Raw genomic sequence first — 26049 nt, forward strand, 5'->3', positions numbered from 1 at the left:
GAACACCGCTTACAACTACGCAGACCACCGCTTCCAACTCCGGCTATCCGCCAGCAGGGGGCGGCACTGCGCTCCCGGGCGGCCGCATCACTGTTGAGTCCGGCTCTGCGAGCCGGTGGAGTCCTCTGCGGGGAGACAGCCGCCTGGGTACATCTGGGCGTGGCCGCCCCCAGCAGGATCAGTGTGATCACGCGCGGGCTGTTCCGGCGACCAGCCGGAATCCACGGCGCCTGGCAGATACATCAGGTGCCTGTACGCCGGAGCGAGATGCGGATGATGGGCGGAGTCCGTGTCACCGATGCTCAGCGCACCGCAGTTGACCTTTTTCTCGGAATCGGATGCAGGGGGCCGAAGAGGCCTTTAGACGAACTGCATCGGCTGGCCTCCGCGCCATCGCGCCGTCTGCAGGACTGGCCCGCGCGTGCTTCGTCTGCCACCAGCCAGTACCAGGCGACGCCCCTTGTGGCTGGGGCCGCCGATGTGCGCCTCCTCCGGCAGCGGGAAGCTGTTCTGGAACGGCTCATGGCCTCCGGCGCGCTGTCGGTCGATCACCTGCTCGAGGAGATCTTGGCGCGGCTGCCTGCAGGCGGGGCGCAGCAGCGACGTCGCAAGGCGCACATCCGCGAGGTCCTTGCTGGCTGTACGCGCTGACGGTAACTACAGACAGTGGCCGAGGGCTTAGTGCGTCTCACGACGCTTGCCCACCGTCCTGTAGACGTCATAGACACCGTCGATGCGTCGCACTGAATTCAGGACATGATTGAGGTAGCGAGGATCGCCCATCTCGAACGAGAACCTCGAGATGGCGACGCGGTCTCGAGAAGTGTGCACGGTCGCTGAAAGAATGTTGACCTGGGACTCCGCAAGGACCCGAGTCACATCCGACAGCAGGGACTTCCGGTCAAGGGCCTCGACCTGGATCTCCACCAGGAACACCGAGGACTTCGTGGGAGCCCATTCGACTTCAACGAGCCGGCCAGGCTGGTCGCGCAGCTGCTGGACGTTACGACAGTCCTGACGGTGCACGGAGACTCCCTGACCCCGCGTGACGAAGCCTTCAATCTCGTCAGGCGGCACCGGCGTGCAGCAGCGTGCCAGCTTGGCCAGGACATTTCCGGCTCCTTTGACGATGACGCCTGCGTCCGAATACTCCGAGGGCTTAGCGCTGGGTGAGGTGATGGGTGTGGTGTCGTGCTCCTCGGACTCCTCCTCCTCGGTGTCGAAGAGGGCCGTGAGGTGTTCGATCACATTCTGGGTGGAGACGTGCTCCTCCCCCACCCCCGCGTACAGTCCGGAGATGTCCGTGTAGTGGAGCTGCTGGGCGACCGTCAGCAGGACATCCGGGTTCATGACCTTCTGCAGGGGAAGGTTGGACTTGCGGATGGCCTTGGTGAGCGTCTCCTTGCCACGCTCGATGGATTCCTCGCGCCGCTCCTTGGAGAACCAGTGGCGGATCTTGTTGCGAGCACGCGCAGACTTCACGAAGAGCAGCCAGTCATTGCTCGGCCCGGCCGTCTCCGCTTTGGACGTGAAAATTTCCACCCAGTCACCGTGCTGCAACTCAGAATTCAGCGGCACCAGTTTGCCGTTGACCCGCGCGCCGATCGTCTTGTGTCCGACGTCGGTGTGGATGGTGTAGGCGAAATCCACCGGTGTGGAACCCGCAGGCAGTGAGATGACTTCGCCCTTCGGTGTGTAGACGAAGACCTCTTTGGCGTTGATCTCATAGCGCAACGACTCGAGGAACTCGTCCGGGTCCTTGGTCTCGGACTGCCAGTCCACCAGGGACCGCAGCCAGCCGATATCTGCAGTGGCCTGAGACTGCTGGGTCGCGCCTTGCGCGGAATCAGCGGAGGCTCCGGTTCGCTCTGTTGCCGCGGCCGCAGGGGCCTGCTGCGCCTGCTTGTACTTCCAGTGTGCTGCGACACCGTATTCCGCGCGGCGGTGCATGTCGTAGGTGCGGATCTGCACCTCGACGGGCTTGCCCGCTGGACCCAGCACTGTCGTGTGCAGCGACTGGTACATATTGAACTTGGGCATCGCGATGTAGTCTTTGAACCGCCCGGGAAGCGGATTCCAGCGGGCATGGAGCGTCCCCAGGGCTGCGTAGCAGTCCCGTACAGAGTCGACCAGGACCCGGACCCCCATCAGATCGTGGATGTCGTCGAACTCTTTGCCGCGCACGATCATCTTCTGATAGATCGAATAGTAATGCTTGGGCCGGCCGGTGATGGTGGCGGTGATGTTCGCCTCGTTGAGATCATCGGCGATCGTCTGGCGGACCTCCGAGAGGAACTTCTCGCGCTGGGGCGTCCGGTCCCCCACCAGCCGGACGATCTCCTCGTAGACCTTGGGATACAGAGCGGCGAACGAGAGATCCTCCAGCTCCCATTTGATGGTGTTCATGCCCAGGCGGTGTGCCAGGGGCGAGAAAATCTCGAGGGTCTCCTTCGCCTTGCGGGCACTCGACTCGGCCGGGACGTAGCGCCAGGTGCGGGCGTTGTGGAGCCGGTCAGCCAGCTTAATCATGAGCACTCGGATGTCCTTGGCCATCGCCAGGACCATCTTCCGCACCGTCTCCGCCTGGGCGGCGTCACCGAACTTCAACTTGTCCAGCTTGGTCACACCGTCCACGAGCAGGGCGATCTCTTCACCAAAGTCTGCGGTGAGAGTCTCCAGGCTGTACTCGGTGTCCTCCACAGTGTCATGCAGAAGGGCAGCCGCCAGCGTTGACCCATTCAGTCCCAGTTCCGCCAGGATGGTAGCGACGGCGACAGGGTGAGTGATGTAGGGGTCGCCACTCTTACGCTTCTGGTGACGATGGTGATGGTGCGCTGTCTCAAAGGCCCGCCGGATCAGAGGCAGGTCCTCTTCTGCTCCGTTGGCGCGCAGCGCGCGAAGCAGGGGTTCCAGCAGCGGAGAGTCCGTGGAGTCGGCAACTGCGCCGACCGAGCGCGACCGTCGGGGTGAGGAGCCAGCAGGCACGGCGGGTTCCTGCACGGCAGGCCCCGCTGGAGCCGGTGCCGCGCCGGAGGATGGTACGCCGTCGTCCTTCACTTAAGTGATGCTCCTCTGATAGACCGTGGAGGTCATCTTAAACCTGTGAGCCCCGTCAACGCGATTCGGTGCTGTGGCCGTCCGCTGCAGGCGCACCGTCCGCAGGGCCACCTTCGATGACGATGTCCCACTCTTCCTCGTCCTCGATCTCCTCCTCGGGCTCCGGTTCGGGAAGCGGCGGGAAGGCCACGGGCCTGCCCTCCTCGTCCAACGGGGTTCCCGAATAGGTCACCGAGGCGATGCCCGCCTCGATCATGCGCTCCTCACGCAGGGCAAGGACTTCCTCGGTGTGGGAGAGGATATCGGCGTCGTTGCGGCGCATGCGCGCGTACAACGGAGCCTGAACAAAGATGGTGGCCAGGGTACCGACGATAATGCCCACGAAAAGAGCCAGGGCAATGTCCTGGAGCGTGCCCGCACCCAGGAGAAGGGAACCGATGAACAGGATCGAGGCGACCGGCAGAATTCCAACCACCGACGTGTTCACGGATCGGACCAGGGTCTGGTTAATGGCGAGATTCACACGTTCGGTAAACGTCTGGTCCTTTTGCTCATGCAGAGGTTCCAGGTTCTCTCTGATCTTGTCGAACACCACCATGGTGTCGTAGAGCGCGTAGGAGAGGATGGTGAGGAAGCCGATGATGGCACTGGGGGTGACTTCAAAGTTCGTCGCCGCGTAGATGCCCACGGTGGTGACGACGACGAAGCCCAGACCCGCGATCGCAGCCAGCGACATCTTCCACGTGCGGAAGTAGAAGGCCATGTAGAGCGTCACCAGCACCAGGAAGATGACCAGGCCGATCATCATCTGCTGGGAGACGTGGGCACCCCAGACGGGACCGATGTAGGTGGAGGAGACTTGATCAGCAGCGACGCCGTAGCCCTCCTGGAGCGCGGCACCGACCTCAAGGGTCTGCTGCTCATCGAGCTGCTCGGTCTGCACCCGTACAGTCCCAGGGGCAATGTTGGTGACCGTGGCCGTCTGCCCGGAGACATCAGCTACAGCCTGCTCACCGATGCTGACGTCGGTGTTCTCCGTCTGCGAGACGGTGAACTCGCTGCCGCCGGTGAACTCGATGCCGAGGTTGAAGCCTCCGCGCAGCAAGGGGATGGCGACCGAGATGAGGATGATCACCGCAGCGATGAGGAACCACCGGTTCGAGCGCTGGATGAAGGGATAGGAGCGCTCCCCCGTGTAGAGCTGGTTGCCTGCTTGAGCGAATCCGGCGGCCATCAGCGCTCTTCCTTCCCGCTGGAGTGGGCCTCAGTCATAGAGTCGGAGCTGTCCTCACTGTCGCTTCCGTCCGCCGATGCTGCCGCCCGGCGCGCTGCAGCTTCGGCGCGTGCACGACGGCGTTCGGCGATGGTCATCGTCGCCCATTCTTCTTCAGAGACGTCAGGCAGTTCCTCAGCGCGGTCGGAGGCCGCTGAATCCTTCCCCGGCGCGGCGGCGTCGACAGCTTGGGCGGCGTCCTCGGAATAGACCACAGCGCGGCGGGAGAACCGGCCCGCACCCCGGTAGAGAACATCCACTCCCAGCTCGGCAGCGGACAATCCTGAGAAGCGCTTACCGGCAGCGAAGAACTTCCGACGCGCCAGCAACTGCATGAGCGGATGGGTGAAGAGGAAGACCAGGATCACGTCGATCAGCGCAGTAAGGCCGAGAGTGAAGGCGAAGCCGCGCACATTGCCCACCGCTACAAGATAAAGCACCACGGCCGCCAGGACGTTGACGGCCTTAGAGGCCAGAATGGTCCGGCGGGCACGTGACCAGCCCGACTCGACCGCGGCAGGGAGGGAACGTCCCTCGCGCAGCTCGTCCTTGACCCTCTCGAAGTACACCACGAACGAGTCCGCCGTCAGGCCGATCGAGAGGATCAGGCCGGCGATGCCGGCCAGCGACAGGCGGTAGCCGTCGGTCCAGCCCAGCAGGGAGATGGCCCACCAGGTCAGCACGCCCACGACGATCAGGGAAGGAATGGTGACCGCAAGCGCCAGCGCCCTGTACTGGTACAGCGCGTAGCCAGCGGTGAGGACCAGGCCGATGATCCCTGCCAGCAGACCCATGCGCAGCTGATCCTGTCCGAGGGTGGCTGAGATCTGCTGCTCGGACTCGATCGTGAAGCTCACGGGCAGGGACCCGTAGCGCAGCTGCTCGGAGAGCGTGCGGGCTTCTTCCTCCGTGAAGTCACCGGTGATCTGCGCGCGCCCGTCTCCGATGACTGCACGCATGCTGGGAGCAACGATCACATGACCGTCGAGCACCACGGCAAACTGATTGCGGACATCGCCCTGGGGGAAGCTGTGCAGCCGAGCCGAGGACTCCCGGAATGCGGCGGTGCCCTCGCCGTCGAACTGGACGTCGACGGCCCATCGACCGGTGCTGGTTCCCTGTGCAGTCTGTTCAAGCCCGTAGCTGGAGCCGTCGATCATCGTTCCGGGGACATCCACCGGACCCAGCAGGTAGGTGGTGCCCGTGTTGGGATCGCAGGTGATCAGCGGCTCATCGGGAGCCTGGGCCGCACGCTCCTCCATGGTGAGCTCGCGGGAGCAGGAGTAGTTCTCGAACTCCTCAGCCAGCTGGGGTGTCACCCACTCCAGCGACGAGTTGTCCTCAGGCCGAGGCTCGGGGAGACGCTGGTCATTAGCACTCTCCTCCGACTCCTCGTCCTCCGAGGCTGCGGCCTCCTCCTCATCGGAGGTTGCCTCGTCCTCGGAATTCTGCTCCTCCGCTTGAGCGGCCATGTCCGCCTCAAGCTCAGCGAGCTCCTCCTCCGTGAGATCCCCACTGTTGCGCAGCTCTTCGAGAAGTACGTCTTCGGCGTACTCATCGTCCCGGCCGATCTGAAGCACTGGGCGGAAGTCCATGTCCGCGCTGGCCTGAATGAGCTGACGGGTCTCTTCGTCCGGGGTGCCGGGCAGGCTCACGACGACGTTCTCGGCGCCCTGGGTGGCGATCTCCGCCTCCGCAACGCCCGTGCCGTCGACACGCTGCCGGATGATCTCGACGGCCTGCTCAAGCTGTTCGTCGTCGATCTGCTCTCCGCCCTCCGCCTGGGGGGCGAGCACCATCTGCGTGCCGCCTTCGAGGTCGAGGGCCAGCAGAGGGGCCCACTGGGCGCGGCCCTCCTGGACCCCGTAGGCCAGGGCTCCGCCCATGCCGAGCAGGAGAATGAACAGCGCAACGAGGGCCAGGCGTGCCCGACGCACAGGAGCAGATGCTGCCATGGAAGGGTTTAAGGTCAGTTCGTCTCGTCGGCGTCGGTGGCGCCGGCCGCAGGCTGAATGATCTGCTGGACGGCACCGATCAGGAAGTCGGCGCGGTCTCCGGTGGAGAACTCCAGTGTGATGCGCTGGCGCTCCTCATCGCGACCCACCACGGTCCCGACAAGACCGCCTGCGGTGACTACCTCGGCGCCGATCACTGCACCGGCCCGGGCGTTGTTCTGCTCGTCACGCATCTTCTTGCCGCGGCGGAAGGTCAGCACCATGAAGAGAACCAGGATGCCGAAGAGGATCAGCAGCAGCGGATCACCCAGGGGGTTCGGAGCGGCCAGGAGAGGGAAGAGAGTCGAAGCATTCACAACGGGCCACCATAGCACGTAGAACAGGAGGATTCCCGATGTTCTTGCTCAGGGTGGCCGTCCGAAGCCCACACTTCAGGGCCGCTCCTCGTGCGCCGTGCCCGATAGAGTCTCCTGCCCGGTCTGGGGCGGTGTCAGACCGAGATGCCGCCAGGCAGCCTCGGTCGCGATCCTACCCCGAGGAGTCCGAGCCAGCAGCCCTTCGCGGACCAGATAGGGCTCGGCCACCGTTTCGACGGTTTCGGTCTCCTCCCCCACCAGGATGGCCAGTGTGGAGAGCCCCACGGGTCCACCACCGAACTTGGTGCACAGGGCCTCCAGGACGGCGCGGTCCAGGCGATCCAGGCCGCGCGAGTCGACCTCGTAGGTGTTCAGGGCCTCGGAGGCATGATCCTGGTCCACCGTGTCGACACCGTGGACCAGGGCCCAGTCGCGCACCCGTCGCAGGAGCCTGTTCGCTATGCGCGGGGTGCCACGGGACCGAGAGGCGATTTCTGCGAACCCCGGGTTGGTCACCGACATGTCCAGCATGCCCGCCGAGCGTCGCAGAACTTTCTCCAGCTCCTCGGTCGTGTAGTACTCCAGGTGGCCGGTGAAGCCGAAGCGGTCGCGCAGTGGACCGGGCAGCAGTCCTGCGCGTGTGGTGGCGCCCACCAGGGTGAACGGCGGCAGCTCGAGCGGAATGGACGTGGCTCCGGCCCCTTTGCCCACAATGATGTCCACGCGGAAGTCCTCCATGGCCATGTAGAGGAGCTCCTCTGCTGGTCGGGACATGCGATGGATCTCATCAATGAAGAGGACCTCCCCCTCCGAGAGGGAGGACAGAATGGCCGCAAGATCACCGGCGTGTTGAATGGCGGGTCCCGAAGTGATGCGCAGCGGGGCCGACATCTCACTGGCGATGATCATTGCCAGCGTGGTCTTGCCCAGGCCCGGCGGGCCGGAGAGCAGCACGTGGTCCGCGGCGGTTCCGCGAAGGCGCGAAGACTCCAGCACCAGCGACAGCTGGGCCCGCACCGTCCCCTGGCCAACGAAATCCTCCAGGGCCTTAGGCCGCAGCGCCGCCTCAAGAGCCTTCTCCTCAGCAACCTGTCCGGTGCCGACGAGCTCGCGCGGGTCCTCGGTACTCATCGGCCTGCAGCTCCGGTCTTAGCACCGAGCCCGCGCAGCACGGTGCGCAACAGCACCGGCGTGGGAGCCCCGGCCACTTCAGGATCGGCCTTCACCGCAGCGTCCACTGCAGCGGCGGCGTCCTTCTCCGTCCAGCCCAGGGACGTCAGAGCCGAGGTGACCTCGTCGACAGCTGGCGCCGACGCCCCTTCACCGTGCTCCGCCTCCTGCGAGGTGGGCTCGTCGAGAACCAGCTTCCCCGCCAGCTCCAGGAGAATCCGTTGGGCCGTCTTCTTACCGATCCCGGGAACCCTGGTGAAGGCTGCGGTGTCAGAGTCCCGGATCGCCAGACGCACCTCTGCCGGGGTGTGCACTGAGAGCACGGCCAGCGCCAGACGCGGACCCACACCGGAGATCGACAGAAGGGTGGTGAAGATCTCGCGCTCCTCGGCATGACCGAAGGCGAAAAGCAAAGGCGCCTCGTCCTGGCGGGGAGCCAAGTGCGTGAACAGGAACGCCTCCTCACCCACGCGCAGCGGCGCCAGTGTTTGCGCGGTGGCGTGGACGTGCATGCCGAAGCCGGAGACCTCGACCACAGCGTGATCGAGCCCTACATGGAGAACGTCACCGCGAATGGAGGAGATCATGGGCCTACCTGCTTTCCACACCCGAACCGCTGCCTGGGGCGGAAGTCCGGGACGTCGTCGTACTAGAACACATCTTCGACTACTCTAGCGCTCTGGTGAGGACTGCGCCGGTAGATCATCGGCGCGCGGCGCGCTTCTCCGCCTCAGCCCAGGCCCGTTGGGCGGGCGTCAGGTCTGCACGGCGAGTCTCGGCGGCCCGCTGCAGTGCAGTACGTGCTCCCTGGTGCGTACGAGTCCCCGCCGTCATATTGACCGCCGCCCCTACGCCGGACCTCCACGCATGGCAGATGGCCACCGCATAGGCATCGGTGGCGTCCACCGGCTTTGGCAGGCTCGGGAGCTTCAGGATGCGCTGGACCATCCGTGCCACAGCGTCCTTATCGGCTCGGCCGTCGTCGGTGACTGCCGCCTTGACCTCCGAAGGCGTGTGCCATGCCACTGGGATTCCGCGTGCCGCGGCGGCGGCGATCACCACTCCGGAGGCCTGTGCGGTCGCGATTACGGTGGGGCCGTTATTGGAGGAGAAGACGCGCTCGATCGCAACGACGTCGGGGGCGTGTGCATCAAGCAGGTTCTCGGCGGCACGCTGGATGGCGAGGATTCGTTCAGCCAGGTCCTTCTGAGACGACGTGCCGAAGACCTCCACGTGCACCGAGGTTCCCGTGCGGTTGGGGCTCATCTCCACCACCGCGAAGCCGCAGCGCGTCAGGCCCGGGTCCACCCCGAGGATGCGCTGCGCCACTCGGGAGGTCCCGGCGGTGGTGGAGAGGCCGGCCCGGACCATGCTCAGCCCTCGGCGTCCAGCGCCGCCAGGGTTTCCGCAGAGAGGTCGGCGTTGGTGTGGATGCCCTGGACGTCGTCCAGATCATCAAGAGCATCATGCAGCTTCAGGAACTTCTTCGCCGCTTCCAATTCCAGGTCGACCTTCACGTCGGAGACGAAGGCCACCTCGTCGGAGTCGTAGGCGATGCCGGCTTCCTCGAGTCCCTTGACCACGGCCTGGAGGTCTCCGGCCTCAGACTGGACTTCGAAGCTCTCCGGGTGCTCGATGACCTCTTCGACGCCGGCCTCCAGGACGGCCGCCAGGACATCGTCTTCGGTGAGATCGCTCTTGGGGACGGTCACCACGCCCTTGCGCTGGAACATGTAGGCCACGGATCCGGGATCAGCGACGGTGCCTCCGTTGCGGGTGACGGCGGTGCGCACCTCCGCAGCGGCACGGTTGCGGTTGTCGGTGAGGCACTCCACGAGCAGTGCCGAACCCTGCGGCCCGCGCACCTCATAGGTGATCTCCTCGTAGTCCACGGCGTCACCGGTGAGGCCGGCACCGCGCTTGATGGCACGGTCGATGTTGTCGTTGGGGACCGACTCCTTCTTGGCCTTGGCGACAGCCAGCGCGAGCGCCGGATTGCCGTCAGGATCAGGGCCGCCATTGCGGGCGGCAACCTCGATCTGCTTGATGTAGCGCGCGTTGATCTTTGCGCGCTTGGCATCCACCGCTGCCTTGCGGTGCTTGGTGTTGGCCCATTTGGAGTGGCCGGCCATAACTCTCCTTGTGGTATTTGGTGCCGTGATGTGGGACGTGTCGTAGGTCTACAGCCTACCCAGCGTGGGGGTCCGGCGAATGGTGACGCGCCTGCCTGCTGACTCCCACCATCCGCTGCAGCACGGTGATGAGGGAGGCCAGCACCAGCAGGCTCAGCACCGCCAGCAGAACTTCAGCCGGGAGCCCGAGTCCGGTGAAGCCGGTGAAGACCAGGGTCAACACGACCCTCTCTGGTCGCTCGGCGATGCCGGTGTCAGCCTGATAGCCCAGCGACTCGGCCTTGGCACGGATGTAGGAGACGAGCATCCCCAGAACCAGGCAGGCCGCCGCTGCTGTGCCCAGCCAGACGTGTTCCCCACCGGTGTAGAACCAGATGAGCAGCCCGAGGAAGATCGCGGCGTCCTGCACGCGGTCCAGGGTCGAGTCCAGGAAGCTTCCGAAGGCGGAGCCGTGGTTGCTCAACCGTGCCATGAGACCGTCGATGAGATCGCTGAAGACGAAGAGGGTGATGAAAACGGTCCCCCAGAACAGCTCCCCCAGAGGATAGAAGATGAGCGCCCCGGCGCACACACCGAGGGTGCCGATGACTGTGACGGCGTTGGGGGTCAGCCCGAGAGCCAGAAGGCCCTTGGCCACGGGGGTGAAGATGGCGCCGAAGAAGGCTCGCGCGTATCGGTTCAGCATCAGTGGTCCTCCTGCACCCGGCCGTCGTCGTCAGTGAGGTACCCCGCAGCATCCTCGGTGTGGGCGCCCCAGGCCTCAGCCAGCAGCTGCCTCGTCTCTCCCAGGGTCGCGGAGAGGTTCTTGGTCTGGGCGATGACGGGCAGGAAATTTGTATCCCCGCCCCAGCGAGGGATCACGTGCTGGTGCAGGTGGGCAGCAATGCCGGCGCCCCCGACCTTGCCCTGATTGATGCCCAGATTGAAGCCCGCTGGCTTGGCCACAGCGCGCAGCACGCGCATGGCCTGCTGGGCAAGACGAGTGAACTCTGCCGCCTCCTCTGGCCGCAGGTCGGTGAGGTCCGGCACGTGCCGGTACGGGCAGACGAGCACGTGGCCCGGGTTGTAGGGGTAGAGGTTCAGGATGACGAAGCACGTCTTCCCGCGGGCGACGATGAGCGAGTCCTCATCGCTGCGGGCAGGCCCCTGACAGAAGGGACAGTCATCGGCTCCGGTGACCTGGTCCTGCCCCCGGCTCTGGTAGGCGGCACGGTGGGGATTCCACAGTCGCTGGAAGGCATCAGGAACTCCGGCCAGCCGGAAGTCGTCGATGCGCGCCTGCTCCTCTCCGCTCACGGTCCGGGCTCAGGCTTCCCGCTTCTCGATGGTCTCCAGGATCCGCCGGACGGCCTCATCCACGGGCACCTGGTTGTCCTGACTGCCATCGCGGAAGCGGAAGGAGACCGCACCCGCCTCGGCGTCCTCACCTCCGGCGATGAGCACGAACGGAATCTTGTCCTTGGCTGCCGTACGGATCTTCTTGGGGAACCGGTCGGTGCCGTCCTCGAGCTCCGCGCGTACACCGGCGGCCTTGAGCTTATCGATCACTTCACCGAGGTAGTCGTTGAAGGGCTCGGCCACGGGGATGCCACGCACCTGGACCGGTGCCAACCAGGCGGGGAAGGCACCGGCGTAGTGCTCCAGCAGGATGGCGAAGAACCGTTCGATGGAGCCGAAGAGGGCCCGGTGAATCATGATCGGCCGCTGGCGGGTCCCGTCCTCGGCGGCATACTCCAACTCGAAGCGCTCCGGCAGGTTCGGGTCCACTTGCACGGTGGAGAGCTGCCACTTGCGCCCGATCGCGTCGGTGATCTTCAGGTCGATCTTGGGACCGTAGAAGGCGGCCTCGCCGGGAATCTCGGTGAGCTTGAGCCCGGACTTCACGGCCACGTTACGCAGCGCCTGGGTGGCGTTCTCCCAGTATTCGTCCGAGCCGACCCACTTGGACTTCTCGTTGTCGCGCATGGAGAGCTCCAGCTCGAAGTTCTCCAGGCCGAAATCACGCAGCAGCGAGACGACGAAGTCGACCACCTTAGTGACCTCGTCCTCAAGCTGATCCTCGCGGACGAAGAGGTGGGCGTCGTCCTGGGTGAAGCCACGCACGCGCGTCAGGCCGTGCAGCGCGCCGGAGCGCTCGTTGCGGTACACGGTGCCGTTCTCGGCCAGTCGCAGAGGAAGTTCCCGGTAGCTGCGCCCGCGCTCCTTATAAATCAGGATGTGCATGGGGCAGTTCATGGGCTTCAGGTAGTAGTCCTGACCCTGTTTAGTGACGTTGCCCTGCTCGTCGACCTCCTCATCCATGGAGATCGCAGGCCACATGTCGTCCTTGTAGTTGGCCAGGTGCCCTGAGGTGGCGAAGAGGTCGGCCTTGGAGATGTGGGGCGTGTAGACGTAGGTGTAACCCGCCTCCAGGTGACGGGCTCGCGCGTGCTGCTCCATGAGGCCACGCACCAGCCCGCCCTTGGGGTGCCATACGGAGAGGCCGGATCCGATCTCCTCGGGGAAGCTGAACAGGTCCAGCTCCCGGCCGAGACGCCGATGATCGCGGCGCTCGGCCTCCGCCAGGCGCTCCTTGTAGGCGTTGAGGTCCTCCTTGGTGGGCCAGGCCGTTCCGTAGAGGCGCTGCAGCTGAGGGTTCGTCTCTTTGCCGCGCCAGTAAGCCCCCGCGGCGCGCATGACGGCGAAGCCGTTGGCGATGATCTTGGTGTTGGGCACATGCGGGCCACGGCAGAGATCTGCCCACACGCGCTCGCCCTTGCGGTCCACGTTGTGGTAGATGGTGATGACGTCCCCGCCGACCTCAACGGAAGCCTCGTCGGCGGCCTTTTCTCCGGAGCCCAGCAGTTCAAGCTTGTAAGGCTCCTCCGCCATCTGTCGCTTGGCCTCGTCGAGGTCGACCACCTCACGCTCGAAGGTCTGTCCCGCCTTCACGATCTTCTGCATGGCCTTTTCGATCTTCTTCAGATCCTCGGGCGTGAAGGGGTTCTCGACGTCGAAGTCGAAGTAGAAGCCATCGGTGATGTAGGGCCCGATGCCAAGTTTTGCACCGGGGAAGAGCTGCTGCACCGCTTGCGCCATCACGTGGGCGGTGGAGTGGCGCAGCACCTCAAGTCCCTCCGGCTCGGAGACATCGACAGGTTCGACGACGGCGCCTTCGGGCAGCTCTCGGGAGAGGTCCCAGAGCTCACCATTGACGCGCATCACTACTGTGGTGGCCTGATCTGCGAAGAGCGTGGTGCCCGTGGTGCCCGCCTCAATGGTCGTGGGTTCGCCGTTGAGGGTGATGCTGAGGTTCTCGGACACGAGGCGTGGTTCTCCTAGATCAGTCGAGCCGCGTACTTGGGACGTGCCGATTCTACGGGATCGCGCGGGGTGGAGCGCCGCCAGCCTCGCCCGTTGCCGCGGCGTTCCCTCAGGACTGGCAGCCGGGACACCAGTAGAGACGCCGGCCCTGCAGCTCACGCTCGGCGATCGTGGCCCCGCAGCGCAGGCACGGCGTCCCCTGATGCTGGTAGACCCAGTGGCGGCGCGACGCGGTGCCCCCGCGAGCGGCACGCCCCGCGCGGTAGTCGTGGATGTCTGAACCCCGGGCCCCCAAAGCGGGGTCCTCAGGTCTCAGCGTGCAGATGAACCCCTCTGCGACGCCGTCGCGCATCTGGGTAGTGAGCGTCTTCCACAGACTCTCCACTCGCTCGGGGTCCAGCTCCTGGGCCGGGGTATCAGGATCGATGCCCTCCACGAACAGAGACTCTGCCCGGTAGATGTTGCCCACTCCGGCGATGACCGACTGATCCATCAGCGCCGCGGCGATGCTGATCCTGCGCGCCGCCAGGTGGGTGCGGAACTGATCCAGCAGCCGCTGATCCCGTGAGTCGCTTTCTCCGCCCTCACTCTGGTGGAGAGGATCGGGGCCCAGGCGTCGAATGAGCGACTCGTACTGCATGGGATTTAAGACCTCGCAACGCGAGGGGCCTCGTAGGTCTGCCCATCCGTGCTGGACATGGATGCGGGCGCGCACGGCCCCTGCCGGGGGGTCGGGGATGACCCAGCCGTCGTCGTCGTACTGAAGAGGCTGCGCATCCGAGAACGCGCGCGGGGCCCCGAGACTGCCTGCCGCTTGGAACGCCTCATCACCGCGGAAGCTAAAGGCGCCGTAGAGCCCGAGATGGACCTGCCAGATATCGGGGCCCAGGTGGATGAAGAGCTGCTTGCCCCACGCTTCGGCACGCTCGGGGGCACGTCCGTTGAGACGAGCTGCTCCGGCGCTGAACCGGCCCTGGGGTGAACTCACCCGCCATGTCTGGCCGACGACCAAGCGATTGAGCCGCTCCGCCAGGCGGTGGAGAGTATGGCCTTCCGGCACTGCGTAGGAGTCTGCCGGTGGAAATCAGTCGAGGATCTCGCCGGTGTTCTCGTAGTGGGTGATCTTGCCGATCCGACGCACGTGCCGCTCCTCGTCACTCCACTGACCGGTGAGGAACGCATCGACGATTTCGGTGGCCTCCGTGATGCTGTGCTGGCGGCCGCCCAGGCCCACCACATTGGCATTGTTGTGCTCGCGCGCCAGGCGGGCGGTCTCAAGATTCCAGGCCAGTGCGGCACGAATCCCCTTGACCTTGTTAGCGGCGATCTGCTCTCCGTTGCCCGAGCCACCCAAAACAATCCCCAGAGAGTCCTGACCCTGTGCCTGCTCGGCGGCGACAGCTTCAGCCGCGTGCAGGCAGAATCCGGGGTAGTCGTCCTGCGCGTCATACTCGGTGGGGCCGTGGTCGATGACCTCGTAGCCCTTCTCGGTCAGATGCCTCACCAAATGGGCGGAGAGCTCCATACCGGCGTGGTCGGTGGCAATGTGAACGCGCATCGGCTTCCTTACCTTCAGCTTCGGGAACAAGCAGTGACCATCCTATGCTGAACACACTATGACTGATGATCGCCCCGAGTTGCCGAAGTTCTCGCGCCGTCTGGGCGCGCCCATTGCGACCGTACGGCCGGTGGGAAAACCCCCGTCACAGGTGACGGGACGCCCCGACCGGCAGGCCCACCAACCCCCGCAGAACCCTTTCGAAGGCGCTGACTCCTCCGAGGAGCTGCCCAGCCACGAGCTCCCGGGTAACCGTCCCAGTGAGGCCGATCCCCGTCAGCCCAGGCACGATGCCCTCGCCTCCCCCTCACAGCGGCCGGATCTTCCGGCGCCCCTGCAGACGATGCCCACCGACTTCGGAGTGATGCCCGGCCCTGACGGCGCTCCCGTGCCCGCAGACCCGGATCCCGAGGACGTGGACCCCGGGAGTTTCTATGCCCAGGTGGGCGGACGGCCCACGTTCCAGAAGATCGTGGACGTCTTCTACGACCAGGTGGCCGAGGACGAGGATTTCCGGGCGATGTATCCCGAGGAGGACCTGGGGCCTGCCAAGGAGCGGCTGCTCATGTTCTTGGAGCAGTACTGGGGAGGGCCGCGGACCTACCAGCAGCGGAGGGGACATCCTCGCCTGCGGATGCGTCACATGCCGTTCACCGTGGATGCTGCGGCGCGCGACAAGTGGCTCGCGTTCATGGAGAAGGCCGTGGACTCCGTCGACTTGTCCCCGATGCACCGCGAGGTCCTCTGGGACTACCTTGAGCGGGCCGCCCACTCGATGGTCAACGCCTGACGCCGCAGCGTCTCAGAGCTGGACGTTCCCGCTGGTCCGGCACAGAATGTAGCCGGCGCGTGAGCTCAGCCGTGCCCACCGGCCCTGCGTGTGAACCTGAGTCTCGGCGTCGGCCCCATTGAGGAACCCCAGGGCGAACGCCCCGAATGCTGCCCCCGCCGGCAGGGCGACGCGCCCCCGTGTCTCGTTCCCTGCATCGACGTTCAGCGGTGCGCCCCAGACCTTCTCGCGAACCTGCTCCACCACCGCAGCGCCCGCCGAGGTGGGCACCGCCTGGTTGATCTGAGCGATGCCCTCCTCAGCAGCGGACTTCAGGACCGCGTTCTTCAACGAGCCGGCAGGCTGCCACCCTGATCGCGGCGGAGTGACCGCCGCCCACGGGGCGTTCAGCCGGCTTGGCGGAAGCGGCAGTTCGGTCTCTGCAGGACCCAGTCGAGCAATACGTTCGGTGATGGAGGAAAGCTCCACAGTGGCGTCCACAGTGGAAGCCTCCGCGAGCCGGATCGCGCGCATACCCAGCACAGCCGGCAGCGTGCCGACCAGGGAACTGGGAGTCATGACCGGGACCCAGGCGGCCAGGATGCTGCCGACAGTCTGCAGGCGGATTCCCTGCTCCTGAATGCGGCGAGCCCGGGCCACGTAGGTGGCCAGATCCTGCAGTGCGGCCGCCTCGGCAAACCGAAGAACGGGGGCAGATCGGACGGCTGAGCTCTCGGTGGTCATGCAGGTGATTCTTCCAGAGCCGCGCGCACTTCATCGACCAGGAACTGCATATGTGCTCGGGCTCGGTCAGGCTGCTGGTGGGCTACCGCCTCGGCGACGGCGTCGTGAGCGTCCAGGGCCTCCGGCATGGGGGTTTCGGGCATGAGTCCGTGCTGGGTCCGTCCCGTCAGCACCTCTGCGACCACATCGGCCAGTGCCGCGAACATCGAGTTTCCCGATGCTTCCAGCACCACCCGGTGAAATGCCACGTCAGCGACCATGAACTCCTCAAGCCGACCGGCCTCCCCCAGCGACCGCATCTGGGCTGCCAGGCGCAGCGCCTCATCCGCCTGAGCACCGCTGCGCCGAAGAGCGGCCAGCTCCGCCGCCTCAGGCTCCACGGCGATCCGCAGCTGCGTGAGCTCAATATAGGCCTGCCGCGCATGTGAGGAGGTCAGCCTCCATCCGATAACGGTCGGCGCATAGACGTTCCAGGCCGGCCGCGGGCTGACCACGAGTCCGACGCGGCGCCTGGAGGTCAGCAGTCCCAGCGACTCAAGAACCTTCACGCCGTCTCGCGCGGTGGTCCGAGAGATGCCGAAGCGAGCCTGGATGTCCTCGAGCGTCAGTACGCTGCCTGGCCTGAGGACCCCGTTTGTGATCTCTCGCCCCAGCACGTCATAGAAACCCGCTCCCACACTGCTCCTCTCAAAGGTGTGACCAATAGACCGAAAAGGTGCTACCTTATTCGGCGGTGGTCTCCATCACACCAGTTTCTCCCGGTTCGCCGCTGCGTGAATCGCCAACGGCAAGGAATTCAATGACGAGTCCCAGCACCTACCCTAACCAGGACACGCCGCGCCACCTGGTGGTCATGGGCGTTTCCGGCTCCGGGAAGTCGACCCTGGCCACAGCTTTGGCCCGGCGCCTGAGTCTGCCCATGGCCGAAGCCGACGAGTTCCATCCCCCGCAGAACATCGCCAAGATGTCCTCCCAGATTCCTCTCACCGATGAGGATCGGTGGCCCTGGCTACATGCCCTGCGGGACTGGATGACCTCTCACGCGGAGACGGGCAGCATCATCACGTGCTCGGCGCTTCGTCGCAGCTACCGAGACCTACTCCGAACGGCGACCGGTGACGTGCTCTTCCTCCACATAGACGTACAGACGCCGCGACTGCAGGAGCGCGTCGCACATCGTTCAGGCCACTTCATGCCGCCGGCGCTGCTGGACTCCCAGCTGGCCACCCTCGAACCGCTTGCCGCCGACGAACCCGGCATCCGGCTCTCCAACGACTCCACCGTGGAGCAGCTCATCGACGACGCCGTCGCATGGCTCTCCCCCTCGTTGCCCTCCTAACGGGCTCCACCACCTAGAGAATAACGGGCTCCACCACCTAGAGAATAAGGAGTTCTCATGACCAATGACGGTTGGGAACAGACCCTGGGCACTGCGCCCCTGCTGAGTATCGCCGCCGGCGCTATTGCCGTGCTTCTGCTGCTGATCATTCGCTTCAAGGTCCATGCCTTCCTCGCGCTGATTCTGGTGAGTCTGCTCACCGCAGCCGCCGCGGGTATTCCGACCGGGCTCATCGTCCCCACCCTGACGTCGGCATTCGGCAGCACGCTGGCGTCGGTAGCCCTGCTCGTGGGCCTGGGCGCTATGCTTGGGCGACTGGTGGAGGTCTCCGGTGGTGCAAAAGTCCTCGCCGACGCTCTGGTGAGCCGCTTCGGCGAGAAGCGGGCACCCTTCGCCTTGGGTGTGGCCTCGCTCCTCTTCGGCTTCCCCATCTTCTTCGACGCAGGTCTGGTCGTCATGCTCCCCGTGGTCTTCGCCGTGGGTCGGCGACTCGGGGGCTCCATCCTGCTCTACGGCCTTCCCGCCGCAGGCGCCTTCTCCGTGATGCACGTGTTCGTGCCCCCGCATCCGGGTCCCGTCGCCGCTGCGGAGCTGTTCAACGCCAACATCGGGGTGGTCCTGCTGGTAGCCCTGCCCATCGCGGTGCTGACCTGGTACGTCACCGCCTACCTCTTCGGGCTCTGGGCGGGACGCCGCATTGAGCTGCCCATCCCCGTCATCCTCGGCGAGGCCAGCGCCGAGGCCGAGGCCAATCCACCTCGATTCGCCACAGTGGTCAGCATCCTTCTGCTGCCGATGGTCCTGATCTTTTTCAATACCGGGCTGGACACCCTCTCGACGGCTGGCACGCTCTCCTCCGAACAGGCGGAGTCCACCTGGTACGGACTCCTGACCACCATCGGTCAGACCCCGGTGGCATTGACCGTCACTCTGGTCGTCGCCATCGCCGCTCTGGGCGCCCGCGGCGGCCGCGGCATGGCCGGGGCGCAAGAGGTGATGGACAAAGCGCTGGCCCCAGTCTGCGCGGTGATCCTCATCACCGGTGCTGGCGGCATGTTCGGCGGGGTGCTGCGCGAATCGGGGATCGGCAATGCCCTCTCGGTCTCCCTGGACGGCGTCGGCATCCCCCTCATCCTGGCCGGATTCGTGATCGCAGGCGTGCTGCGCATCGCCCAGGGCTCAGCAACAGTGGCGCTGACGACTGCCGCCGGACTGCTCACCACCGGTGTGGCAGAGGCCGGCTTCAACGAGGTCCAGCTGGCGGCGATGGTCATCTCGGTGGCCGCGGGCTCGGTAATCGCCTCCCACGTCAACGACTCGGGCTTCTGGCTGATCTCGAAGTTCTTCCAAATGGACGTGAAGACCACCCTGAAGACCTGGACCGTCATGGAGACCACCATCGGCGTCATGGCCTTCGCCCTCGCCAGCGGGGTCTTCCTGGTGGCCAGCGCGGTCTGAGTCCGGGAACGCCGCGGCACGTTCTCGAGCGGGAGGGATACGAGCTCAGCTGTCCCTCCCGCTCCATTAGAGTGGACGCTGAGCCCCCGTCGTCGTTGCTGAAGGAGCCGCCATGCCAGAACGGCAGTACCGCGTACCCACCCCCGAGCAGTCGGTGGAACAGCTGGTCGGCATGCTGCAGCTGGAGTCCCTGCCTGTAGAACGCTCAGAGGGCGAAGCGCGCGCAGAAGATCGGTTTCTGGCTCCGGTGCTTGAACAGGCCTTCTGGCGTGTCTTCGGTGGACAGGTCCTGGCACAGTCTGCCGCGGCCGCGATGCAGACCGTGGACCCGGAGCGAGCCATTCACTCTGTGCATGGATACTTCCTGCGCCCCGGTGACGCCACTAAGCCCATTGAGATCCGTGTCGAGCGCCTGCGGGACGGCGGCTCCTTCTCCGCCCGTCGCTCCCAGGCCTATCAGGACGGGCGCCCCATCCTATCGATGATCGCCAGCTTCCAGCGCCCCTCCCCGGGGCCCGCCCATCAGCTGCCGATGCCCGAGAATATCCCCGAACCGGAGGACCTTGCCCCGCCAGAGGAGCTGGTGGGACACGTTAAGCATCCCGTTGTCCAGGAATGGGGACGGGGCCGTCCCTTTGACATCCGCCACATTGATCGGCCTATCTACTTGGAGGCCGACCGTCATCCTCGTCCCACCACCGCGGTATGGATGAAGACCAAGACCACGCTGCCGGATGATCCCAACATTCACCGAGCCGCGCTGCTCTATGCCTCTGACTACACTCTGCTGGAGCCCATCATGCGCCGCCACGGCCTCTACTGGGCCAAGCCCGGCCTGAAGATGGCATCGCTGGATCACGCGCTCTGGTGGCACCGCCCGGCCCGAGCCGATGACTGGCTGCTGTACGTCCAGGACTCTCCCAGTTCCCAGAGCGCTCGTGGACTCGGCACCGGCTCCCTCTACACCCGGGAGGGCATGCTGGTGGCCACTGTGGCACAGGAGGGTATGGTCAGACCTCCGCAGGGCCTGAAGCCGAAGCTGGCCGAGACCTTCCAACGGACGATGGTGGCCGGAGGCCGCAACCAGCGGCAGCTCAACGAGCGCTACGGCACGGCCTGGCGCTCTCGCTACAGCGGCTGAGCATCCTTCGGGGCGAAACCCACTAGGCTGGTCCCTAAGATCATTCGCCCACCGGTTCGGTGCGCGCGAGACCCCCAATCGGTTAGGACTGGATTCCCAACAATGGCTGAGTTCATTTACACCATGGTCAAGGCCCGCAAGAAGGTGGGCGACAAAGTCATTCTCGATGACGTCACCATGTCCTTCTACCCCGGTGCCAAGATCGGCGTGGTCGGCCCCAACGGTGCCGGTAAGTCGACCATCCTGAAGATCATGGCCGGCCTGGACGAGCCGTCCAACGGTGAGGCACGACTCTCCCCCGGCTATTCCGTAGGCATCCTGCAGCAGGAGCCTCCCCTCAACGAGGAGAAGACCGTACTGGGCAACGTCCAGGAGGGCGTTGGCGAGATCTACGAGAAGCTGGTGCGCTACAACCAGATCTCGGACGAAATGGCTAACCCCGACGCGGACTTCGAGGCCCTCATGGAGGAGATGGGCAAGCTTCAGGAAGAGATCGACGCCGCCAACGCATGGGACCTCGACTCACAGCTTGAGCAGGCGATGGATGCGCTGCGCTGCCCGCCCGGCGATGCAGACGTCACCCATCTCTCCGGCGGTGAGCGCCGCCGCGTGGCACTGTGCAAGCTGCTGCTCTCCAAGCCTGACCTGCTGCTCCTGGATGAGCCCACCAACCACCTCGACGCCGAATCCGTCCTGTGGCTGGAACAACACCTGGCTTCGTATGAGGGTGCTGTGCTGGCCGTGACCCACGACAGGTACTTCCTGGACCACGTAGCCAAGTGGATCTGTGAGGTCGACCGTGGTCGCCTCTACCCCTATGAGGGCAATTACTCGACCTACCTGGAGAAGAAGCGCGCCCGCATGGAGATCCAGGGCAAGAAGGACGCCAAGATGGCCAAGCGCCTGGCCGAGGAGCTGGAATGGGTCCGCTCCAACGCCAAGGGCCGCCAGACCAAGTCCAAGGCGCGACTGGCCCGCTACGAGGAGATGGCTGCCGAGGCCGAACGCACCAAGAAGCTGGATATGGACGAGATTCAGATCCCGCCGGGACCGCGTCTGGGCACCCAGGTCATCGAAGCTGAGAATCTGCAGAAGGGCTTCGGAGACCGTGTCCTGATCGACGGGCTCTCCTTCTCCCTCCCCCGGAACGGCATCGTCGGAGTCATCGGTCCCAACGGCGTCGGAAAGTCCACACTCTTCAAGACCATCGTCGGCTTTGAACCCCTGGACGGGGGCAACCTCACCGTCGGTGACTCGGTGAAGATCTCCTATGTCGATCAGAACCGTGCCGGCATCGATCCGGAGAAGAGCCTGTGGGAAGTGGTCTCTGACGGACTCGACTACATTCACGTAGGGAACGTGGAGATGTCTTCTCGAGCCTATGTCTCGGCCTTCGGCTTCAAAGGCCCTGATCAGCAGAAGAAGGCCGGCGTTCTCTCCGGCGGTGAGCGCAACCGTCTCAACCTGGCACTGACGCTGAAGCAGGGCGGCAACCTGCTGCTGCTGGATGAGCCCACCAACGACCTCGACGTCGAGACCCTCGGCTCTCTGGAGAACGCGCTGCTGGACTTCCCCGGCTGCGCCGTGGTCATCTCCCACGACCGCTGGTTCCTGGACCGCGTGGCCACTCACATCCTCGCGTGGGAGGGCACCGAAGAGAATCCCGCCAACTGGTACTGGTTCGAGGGCAACTTCGAATCCTATGAGAAGAATAAGGTTGAGCGGCTGGGTCCCGAGGCAGCACGTCCCAGCCGCGTCACGCACCGCCGGCTGACCCGCGGCTGACCCGGGTCAGAAGGGCGCCTCCGCCGTGGCGGCGGGGGTGTCCCACCCAGGAGCGGCCGAAGGCACAGCGTCTCGGGTCTGACCGGAGTCAGTAGAGGAACTGTCATCGCCGCCGGGGACCTTATTGACGTTTGGGGAACTCTCCTCGGCGGACGAGGCCGCTGCGCCGGAGGCAGGGGCCGACTCGGGCGAGCCCTCTGCCGCTGGTCTGATCCGTGCAAAGTGTGTGGTGCCGAACGTCAGGTCGTGACCTACGGTCTCCGCATCGATCTCCACGGAGATGCCCGTAGCGCCGTCGTCGTTCTGCCAGCTGCGAATCCGCGGCCGGCCGGTGACGATCACCGGATCGCCCTTGGCCAGTGAGTTCGCCGTATGCTCTCCCAGCTGCCGAAAACAGGTCACGGTGTACCAGTTGGTCGTACCAGAGACCCATTCGGAGCGTTCGCGATCAAACCATCGCGGAGTGGAGCCCAACCTGAAGGAACTCAGCATCAGACCAGAAGATGTGGTCCGAAGCTCGGGGGAGGTGCCGAGGAAGCCTCGCACGGTAATGGTGTCCGACATTGTCTGACCTTCCTAGCTTCACGGCCTGCGGCTAATGGGTCGCCGACGGCCGGCCGTGATGAGACCGCCTGGACCTAAGAACGAGTCTCGCGAGCGCACACGGGTCCTGCACCTCAGTCACGCCCTCTGTGGAGCCACGGCGCGCCCCTCGTCTCGAGGTGACCGGTGGGGCAAACTGTGCACGGGGATTTCCCCACCGGTAGAATCGAACTCCGGACATCGGCGCGACCGAGAGTCCGAGCGCCCCAGTAGCTCAGGGGATAGAGCAGCGGCCTTCTAATCCGCCGGTCGGGGGTTCGATTCCCTCCTGGGGCACCGGGCATCAGCCCAGAGTCAAGAACTGTGGGGCCCGCCCCTGTGCGCATGACGCTCAGGGGCGGGCCCCACATCGCATAAGGGAGCCGCGCCCTCTGACTCCCGCCCGAGCGCCGCGCTCACCGCATCAGGGAATGAGACCGGTGTGGAGCCGTCGCAGGTCGCGGCGGGAGCTCAGCCCCAGCTTTCGCACGCATTCGTGGTGTGATACTCCACCGTTCGAACGGACAGCCCCGACTGATCGCCGACCTCGCGGTTGGTCAACCCTGCACTGGCATAGAGAGCCACCTGAGATTCGCGCTGAGTCATCCCGGCTCGGCGCAGCATATGATCGTCCAGCCCTCCGGCACGCGTCGGGGCGTCGTCGGCTTCCTCCTGATCCGTATCTTCAGGTGCGGACCCGGACTTCTCCTCTTGGCCAAGTCGCTCCAGCAGCTCCCGGACATAGGCCATCGGCTCCGAGGCCCCGGCCGTGCTGAAGGTCAGAGCAGCCCACTCTGCTGCCTCCACGGCCGCGTTCCCGTAGGAATGCAGTGTTTCAGGATGCTCAGCCACCAGCGTGATGAGATCCAGCGCCGTGAACGCCTTGTGCAGACGGAAGGGACCGCCGTCGCCCATCATCTGCCCGGCGCGCAGCGGCGGCTGCGCAGCATGCCACCGGTGCACGGTCAGCAGCCGCTCGGCCGCCGCCTCGGTCCGGCCCTGGGAGCAGGCCAGGAACCCGTCCAGGTAGTTCTCGATGGCCTGCTGGAACTCTCCGCGCACCGGCGTGGCAGAGCTCAGAATGGAGTCACGCAGGGTGGAGACCAGCGTGGTCCACCCCGCGTAATGCGCGGCACGCACCAAGAGCAGAACCGGCTCCACGCCAATATTCCACCATCCCCCGTGTCATCGCGCATTGCCAGCAGGTGATGCATTGAGGCCTCGTGGTCCCCGGTGACCACCGCGCCAACTGCGCGCAGCCACTCGATGAGCCCCGCAAGAAGCGGAACCTCGTGTTCACGCACCTCCTCCAATTGTGCGAGTAGGTCCTCGACCTCCTCCGCACGCCCCTGAACGATAGGGACCAACGCGGCGACTGCATAGACGAACAGCGCCGGGGGGCATTCACGGCGCAGCATGGCCCGCCCCGCCGCACGCTCCGCCACCTGGTGCGCTTCGTGCCAGTACCCTGCCACGAACAACTGAAGAGCCAGCTGCGCCTGGGCTGTGAGTCGCAGCGGTAAGTGGCGTGGTTTTCGCACCGGTAAGTGGCATTTTTAGCAAGCCAGGTGGCCGCCGGCAGGTGATGTAGGAGTTTAGAGCCCGAATGCTCCGCCACTGATGAGGATGAAGATACCGAGGCCGATTAGCACGATAGGGAACAGCACGTGTTCCCAGCGTTCTAAGATTTCGGCGATCGGCGGGCGGGTGGCGATTAACTTGGCCAGCATGACCAGGACGGCGACGAGTACGAGGAAGACGATGCAGTAGGTCACCACCGTGGCTGGGGCTACGTTGAGGAAGACCGGCACGTAAACCCCAATGTTATCCCCGCCGTTGGCGAAGGTGACTGCTGCGACGGTCCACACGCTAACCCTCTTGTCCGCGATTTTGGCATCGTCATCATCGTCCTGGTCTTCACGCCAGGCCTGCCACCCAGCCCACAGGCCCAGACCCAGGGGAATCAGCCCAAAGTACGGGATAGCTGCCGAGGGCAGGATGGCTCCGGCACCCAGACTCACCAGCACAGCCGCACCGAGGATGCCTGAGAATCCCAGGTATTGACCGGCGGCGATACGTGCCGTGGTCCCGCGTTGTCCAGCTCCACGGGCGAAGAACAGCGAGACCACGATGATGTCATCAATATTGGTTGCGATGAACAGACCGATCGCCTGCACAACAGAGGAAAAAATCACGGGACCAGCCCCGAGGAGCAGCACCCCGGTACTGAACAGCCAGAGTCCAGACACGGCGCGTCCTCATCGACGGCCAGAGTGACCTCGACCAACGTAGTCAGCGCCTGTGCCAGGTGCGCATCAGTAATCTCATACCGTGTCTGGCGACCCTGGGTCACAGCGACCACGATCCCGCAGTCGCGCAAGCACGACAAATGATTGGAAACATTCGAGCGGGTCAGACCCAACCCCTGGGCCAGCTCCGCCGGGTAGGCGGGGCGTTCCATCAAGATCAGCAGTATCCGTGAGCGGGTGGGGTCGGCCATCGCCCGGCCCAACCGGTTCATCACATCTACACGCGAAGCAATAGTCAGCATCTGGTTAACTATACAGCTAACGCTGAACCATCCAATCTGTACTCACTTTTCGGGAGCGTCCCAGTTCCTTGGTTGTGGGACGGGCCTCACGAGCAGGCTTCGGGAGCCACAGTTATCGGCGCGTCGGTGTGACTGTTAACTTCGTTTGGCGGGATTCCGCAGCTTCATTTGGCGGCTTCAGGTCAGGCCAACCACCAGGGTTGATCGGGCTGCTTCAACGACGTCGTCGGTGATGGTGTTGAGCTCGTTGATCTTCATGACGCGTTCGATTTGGGTGAAGAGTCTGTCGACGAGGCGGAAGTTGCCCCGGGTGATGCGGGCGATCGCGGCGATAGCTTGGGCATCGGTGTAGTCGTCGGGGTCAAGGGTTTGGCCGAGTTTGCGCCAGCGTCGTTCCAGGACAAAGCGCAGTTCTTCTTCGGCCAGTGGTCGGTATTCGTGGGCGAAGCCGACCCGGCTGTAGAGCTGGGGGTAGCGGCTGAATTGTTTTTCGATGCCGGGCATACCAATCAGGATGAGCCCGATATTGGTGCGGTCGTAGCGATCTCGGAGGTATTCGAGCGCGCTGGGACGCAGGCGTTCGGATTCATCGATGATGATCAGGTCAATATTTTTAGTACGCATTCTCGGTGGCCCGGTGAGTTTGCCGAGGGTTTCGAGATGCTGGTCAATGCAGATTGAGACACGAGCAGTGATGTGGGCGAGGTCATCTTTGAATTGCCGCGGGGTTGAGAGCACTTCGGGAGTGAAGAACACGGTACGTTTCTGGGCCAGGGCAGCGTAGACCTTATAGTCGGAGTCGTCTCTGGGCCCCCATTCTTGGCTCTACGGATTTCAGGTGGGGATGGCCCCGTCGAGGCCTCCTCCGATGAGCAG

At 64.8% G+C, this 26049-nt stretch carries 24 protein-coding genes, 1 tRNA gene and 2 pseudogenes; 7 read left to right on the forward strand and 20 right to left on the reverse strand.

All coding sequences use genetic code 11. The features are described from left to right. A pseudogene (locus RH857_RS11960) lies at nucleotides 1-651 on the forward strand (hypothetical protein); the annotation flags it as partial. Between the two features lie 27 nt (nucleotides 652-678). On the opposite strand, the gene RH857_RS11965 reads toward RH857_RS11960, so the two are convergent. The 13 genes from RH857_RS11965 to RH857_RS12025 form a co-directional block, all read right to left on the reverse strand. Beyond that, complete coding sequence (locus RH857_RS11965; protein WP_445482733.1) at nucleotides 679-2985, reverse strand: RelA/SpoT family protein; 2307 nt, start codon at nucleotides 2983-2985, stop codon at nucleotides 679-681. Nucleotides 2986-3112: 127 nt separating this feature from the next. Further along, nucleotides 3113-4291, reverse strand: coding sequence for a protein translocase subunit SecF (gene secF / locus RH857_RS11970; protein WP_310538206.1), 1179 nt, complete (start codon nucleotides 4289-4291; stop codon nucleotides 3113-3115). After that, nucleotides 4291-6285, reverse strand: coding sequence for a protein translocase subunit SecD (secD, locus tag RH857_RS11975; protein WP_374761167.1), 1995 nt, complete (start codon nucleotides 6283-6285; stop codon nucleotides 4291-4293). The genes secF and secD overlap by 1 nt, the downstream gene beginning before the upstream one ends. A gap of 14 nt (nucleotides 6286-6299) precedes the next feature. Next, complete coding sequence (locus RH857_RS11980) at nucleotides 6300-6641, reverse strand: preprotein translocase subunit YajC (protein WP_310538207.1); 342 nt, start codon at nucleotides 6639-6641, stop codon at nucleotides 6300-6302. A 75-nt stretch (nucleotides 6642-6716) separates the two neighbouring features. Further along, entirely contained in the window at nucleotides 6717-7772 is a 1056-nt protein-coding gene (gene ruvB, locus RH857_RS11985; protein WP_310538208.1) for a Holliday junction branch migration DNA helicase RuvB, read from the reverse strand. Then, nucleotides 7769-8398 carry a Holliday junction branch migration protein RuvA gene (gene ruvA, locus RH857_RS11990; protein WP_310538209.1) on the reverse strand — a complete coding sequence of 210 codons (630 nt, stop codon included), beginning with the start codon at nucleotides 8396-8398 and terminating at the stop codon, nucleotides 7769-7771. Before ruvA ends, ruvB begins: the two co-directional genes overlap by 4 nt. A 115-nt stretch (nucleotides 8399-8513) precedes the next feature. Continuing rightward, nucleotides 8514-9182: a crossover junction endodeoxyribonuclease RuvC gene (gene ruvC, locus RH857_RS11995; RefSeq protein ID WP_310538210.1), complete on the reverse strand. Its 669-nt coding sequence runs from the start codon at nucleotides 9180-9182 to the stop codon at nucleotides 8514-8516. A 2-nt stretch (nucleotides 9183-9184) separates the two neighbouring features. Beyond that, on the reverse strand, nucleotides 9185-9943 hold the full coding sequence (locus RH857_RS12000) for a YebC/PmpR family DNA-binding transcriptional regulator (RefSeq protein WP_310538211.1): 759 nt from the start codon (nucleotides 9941-9943) through the stop codon (nucleotides 9185-9187). A 55-nt stretch (nucleotides 9944-9998) separates the two neighbouring features. Further along, entirely contained in the window at nucleotides 9999-10628 is a 630-nt protein-coding gene (gene pgsA, locus RH857_RS12005) for a phosphatidylinositol phosphate synthase (protein WP_310538212.1), read from the reverse strand. After that, nucleotides 10628-11239 (reverse strand): HIT family protein, encoded by a 612-nt coding sequence (locus RH857_RS12010; protein WP_310538213.1) that lies wholly within the window; start codon nucleotides 11237-11239, stop codon nucleotides 10628-10630. The genes pgsA and RH857_RS12010 overlap by 1 nt, the downstream gene beginning before the upstream one ends. 9 nt (nucleotides 11240-11248) lie before the next feature. Beyond that, complete coding sequence (gene thrS / locus RH857_RS12015; RefSeq protein ID WP_310538214.1) at nucleotides 11249-13246, reverse strand: threonine--tRNA ligase; 1998 nt, start codon at nucleotides 13244-13246, stop codon at nucleotides 11249-11251. 109 nt (nucleotides 13247-13355) lie between these two features. After that, entirely contained in the window at nucleotides 13356-14306 is a 951-nt protein-coding gene (locus RH857_RS12020; protein ID WP_310538215.1) for an Fpg/Nei family DNA glycosylase, read from the reverse strand. 24 nt (nucleotides 14307-14330) lie between these two features. Continuing rightward, complete coding sequence (locus tag RH857_RS12025; protein ID WP_310538216.1) at nucleotides 14331-14804, reverse strand: ribose-5-phosphate isomerase; 474 nt, start codon at nucleotides 14802-14804, stop codon at nucleotides 14331-14333. Between the two features lie 415 nt (nucleotides 14805-15219). Here RH857_RS12025 and RH857_RS12030 point away from each other — a divergent pair, with 415 nt between their 5' ends. Further along, nucleotides 15220-15594, forward strand: a complete 375-nt coding sequence (locus RH857_RS12030; RefSeq protein WP_310538229.1) for a globin — start codon at nucleotides 15220-15222, stop codon at nucleotides 15592-15594. 12 nt (nucleotides 15595-15606) lie between these two features. Here RH857_RS12030 and RH857_RS12035 read toward each other — a convergent pair whose 3' ends face one another. Both RH857_RS12035 and RH857_RS12040 read right to left on the reverse strand, forming a co-directional pair. Beyond that, entirely contained in the window at nucleotides 15607-16317 is a 711-nt protein-coding gene (locus RH857_RS12035; RefSeq protein WP_310538217.1) for a DUF8185 domain-containing protein, read from the reverse strand. Then, nucleotides 16314-16994 (reverse strand): FadR/GntR family transcriptional regulator, encoded by a 681-nt coding sequence (locus tag RH857_RS12040; RefSeq protein WP_310538218.1) that lies wholly within the window; start codon nucleotides 16992-16994, stop codon nucleotides 16314-16316. The genes RH857_RS12035 and RH857_RS12040 overlap by 4 nt, the downstream gene beginning before the upstream one ends. 122 nt (nucleotides 16995-17116) lie before the next feature. On the opposite strand from RH857_RS12040, the gene RH857_RS12045 reads away from it, so the two are divergent. The 4 genes from RH857_RS12045 to ettA all read left to right on the forward strand — a co-directional run bounded on the left by RH857_RS12045 (nucleotide 17117) and on the right by ettA (nucleotide 22040). Next, nucleotides 17117-17656, forward strand: coding sequence for a gluconokinase (locus tag RH857_RS12045; protein WP_310538219.1), 540 nt, complete (start codon nucleotides 17117-17119; stop codon nucleotides 17654-17656). Between the two features lie 57 nt (nucleotides 17657-17713). Next, nucleotides 17714-19114, forward strand: a complete 1401-nt coding sequence (locus RH857_RS12050) for a GntP family permease (protein ID WP_310538220.1) — start codon at nucleotides 17714-17716, stop codon at nucleotides 19112-19114. A 112-nt stretch (nucleotides 19115-19226) separates the two neighbouring features. Then, the gene (locus RH857_RS12055; protein ID WP_310538221.1) at nucleotides 19227-20255 is read left to right on the forward strand and encodes an acyl-CoA thioesterase; all 1029 of its coding nucleotides are present in this window, start codon (nucleotides 19227-19229) and stop codon (nucleotides 20253-20255) included. 102 nt (nucleotides 20256-20357) lie between these two features. Next, nucleotides 20358-22040 carry an energy-dependent translational throttle protein EttA gene (gene ettA / locus RH857_RS12060; protein ID WP_310538222.1) on the forward strand — a complete coding sequence of 561 codons (1683 nt, stop codon included), beginning with the start codon at nucleotides 20358-20360 and terminating at the stop codon, nucleotides 22038-22040. Nucleotides 22041-22046: 6 nt separating this feature from the next. Here the strand turns inward: ettA and RH857_RS12065 are convergent, their stop codons facing one another. Then, nucleotides 22047-22604 carry a single-stranded DNA-binding protein gene (locus tag RH857_RS12065; RefSeq protein WP_310538223.1) on the reverse strand — a complete coding sequence of 186 codons (558 nt, stop codon included), beginning with the start codon at nucleotides 22602-22604 and terminating at the stop codon, nucleotides 22047-22049. A gap of 242 nt (nucleotides 22605-22846) precedes the next feature. Here RH857_RS12065 and RH857_RS12070 point away from each other — a divergent pair. Further along, nucleotides 22847-22919 (forward strand) — tRNA-Arg (locus RH857_RS12070). A 174-nt stretch (nucleotides 22920-23093) separates the two neighbouring features. Here the strand turns inward: RH857_RS12070 and RH857_RS12075 are convergent. The 4 genes and pseudogenes from RH857_RS12075 to RH857_RS12090 all read right to left on the reverse strand — a co-directional run. Continuing rightward, nucleotides 23094-23783: a helix-turn-helix transcriptional regulator gene (locus tag RH857_RS12075; protein WP_310538224.1), complete on the reverse strand. Its 690-nt coding sequence runs from the start codon at nucleotides 23781-23783 to the stop codon at nucleotides 23094-23096. Nucleotides 23784-24217: 434 nt separating this feature from the next. Further along, the gene (locus tag RH857_RS12080; protein WP_310538225.1) at nucleotides 24218-24817 is read right to left on the reverse strand and encodes a cadmium resistance transporter; all 600 of its coding nucleotides are present in this window, start codon (nucleotides 24815-24817) and stop codon (nucleotides 24218-24220) included. After that, nucleotides 24814-25173, reverse strand: coding sequence for a Cd(II)/Pb(II)-sensing metalloregulatory transcriptional regulator CmtR (gene cmtR, locus RH857_RS12085; protein WP_310538226.1), 360 nt, complete (start codon nucleotides 25171-25173; stop codon nucleotides 24814-24816). Before cmtR ends, RH857_RS12080 begins: the two co-directional genes overlap by 4 nt. A gap of 177 nt (nucleotides 25174-25350) precedes the next feature. Beyond that, nucleotides 25351-25989: pseudogene (locus RH857_RS12090) on the reverse strand (AAA family ATPase); the annotation flags it as partial. Between the last annotated feature and the right edge of the window lie 60 nt (nucleotides 25990-26049).

The sequence above is a fragment of the Nesterenkonia flava genome (assembly GCF_031432335.1).
GTDB lineage: Bacteria > Actinomycetota > Actinomycetes > Actinomycetales > Micrococcaceae > Nesterenkonia > Nesterenkonia flava.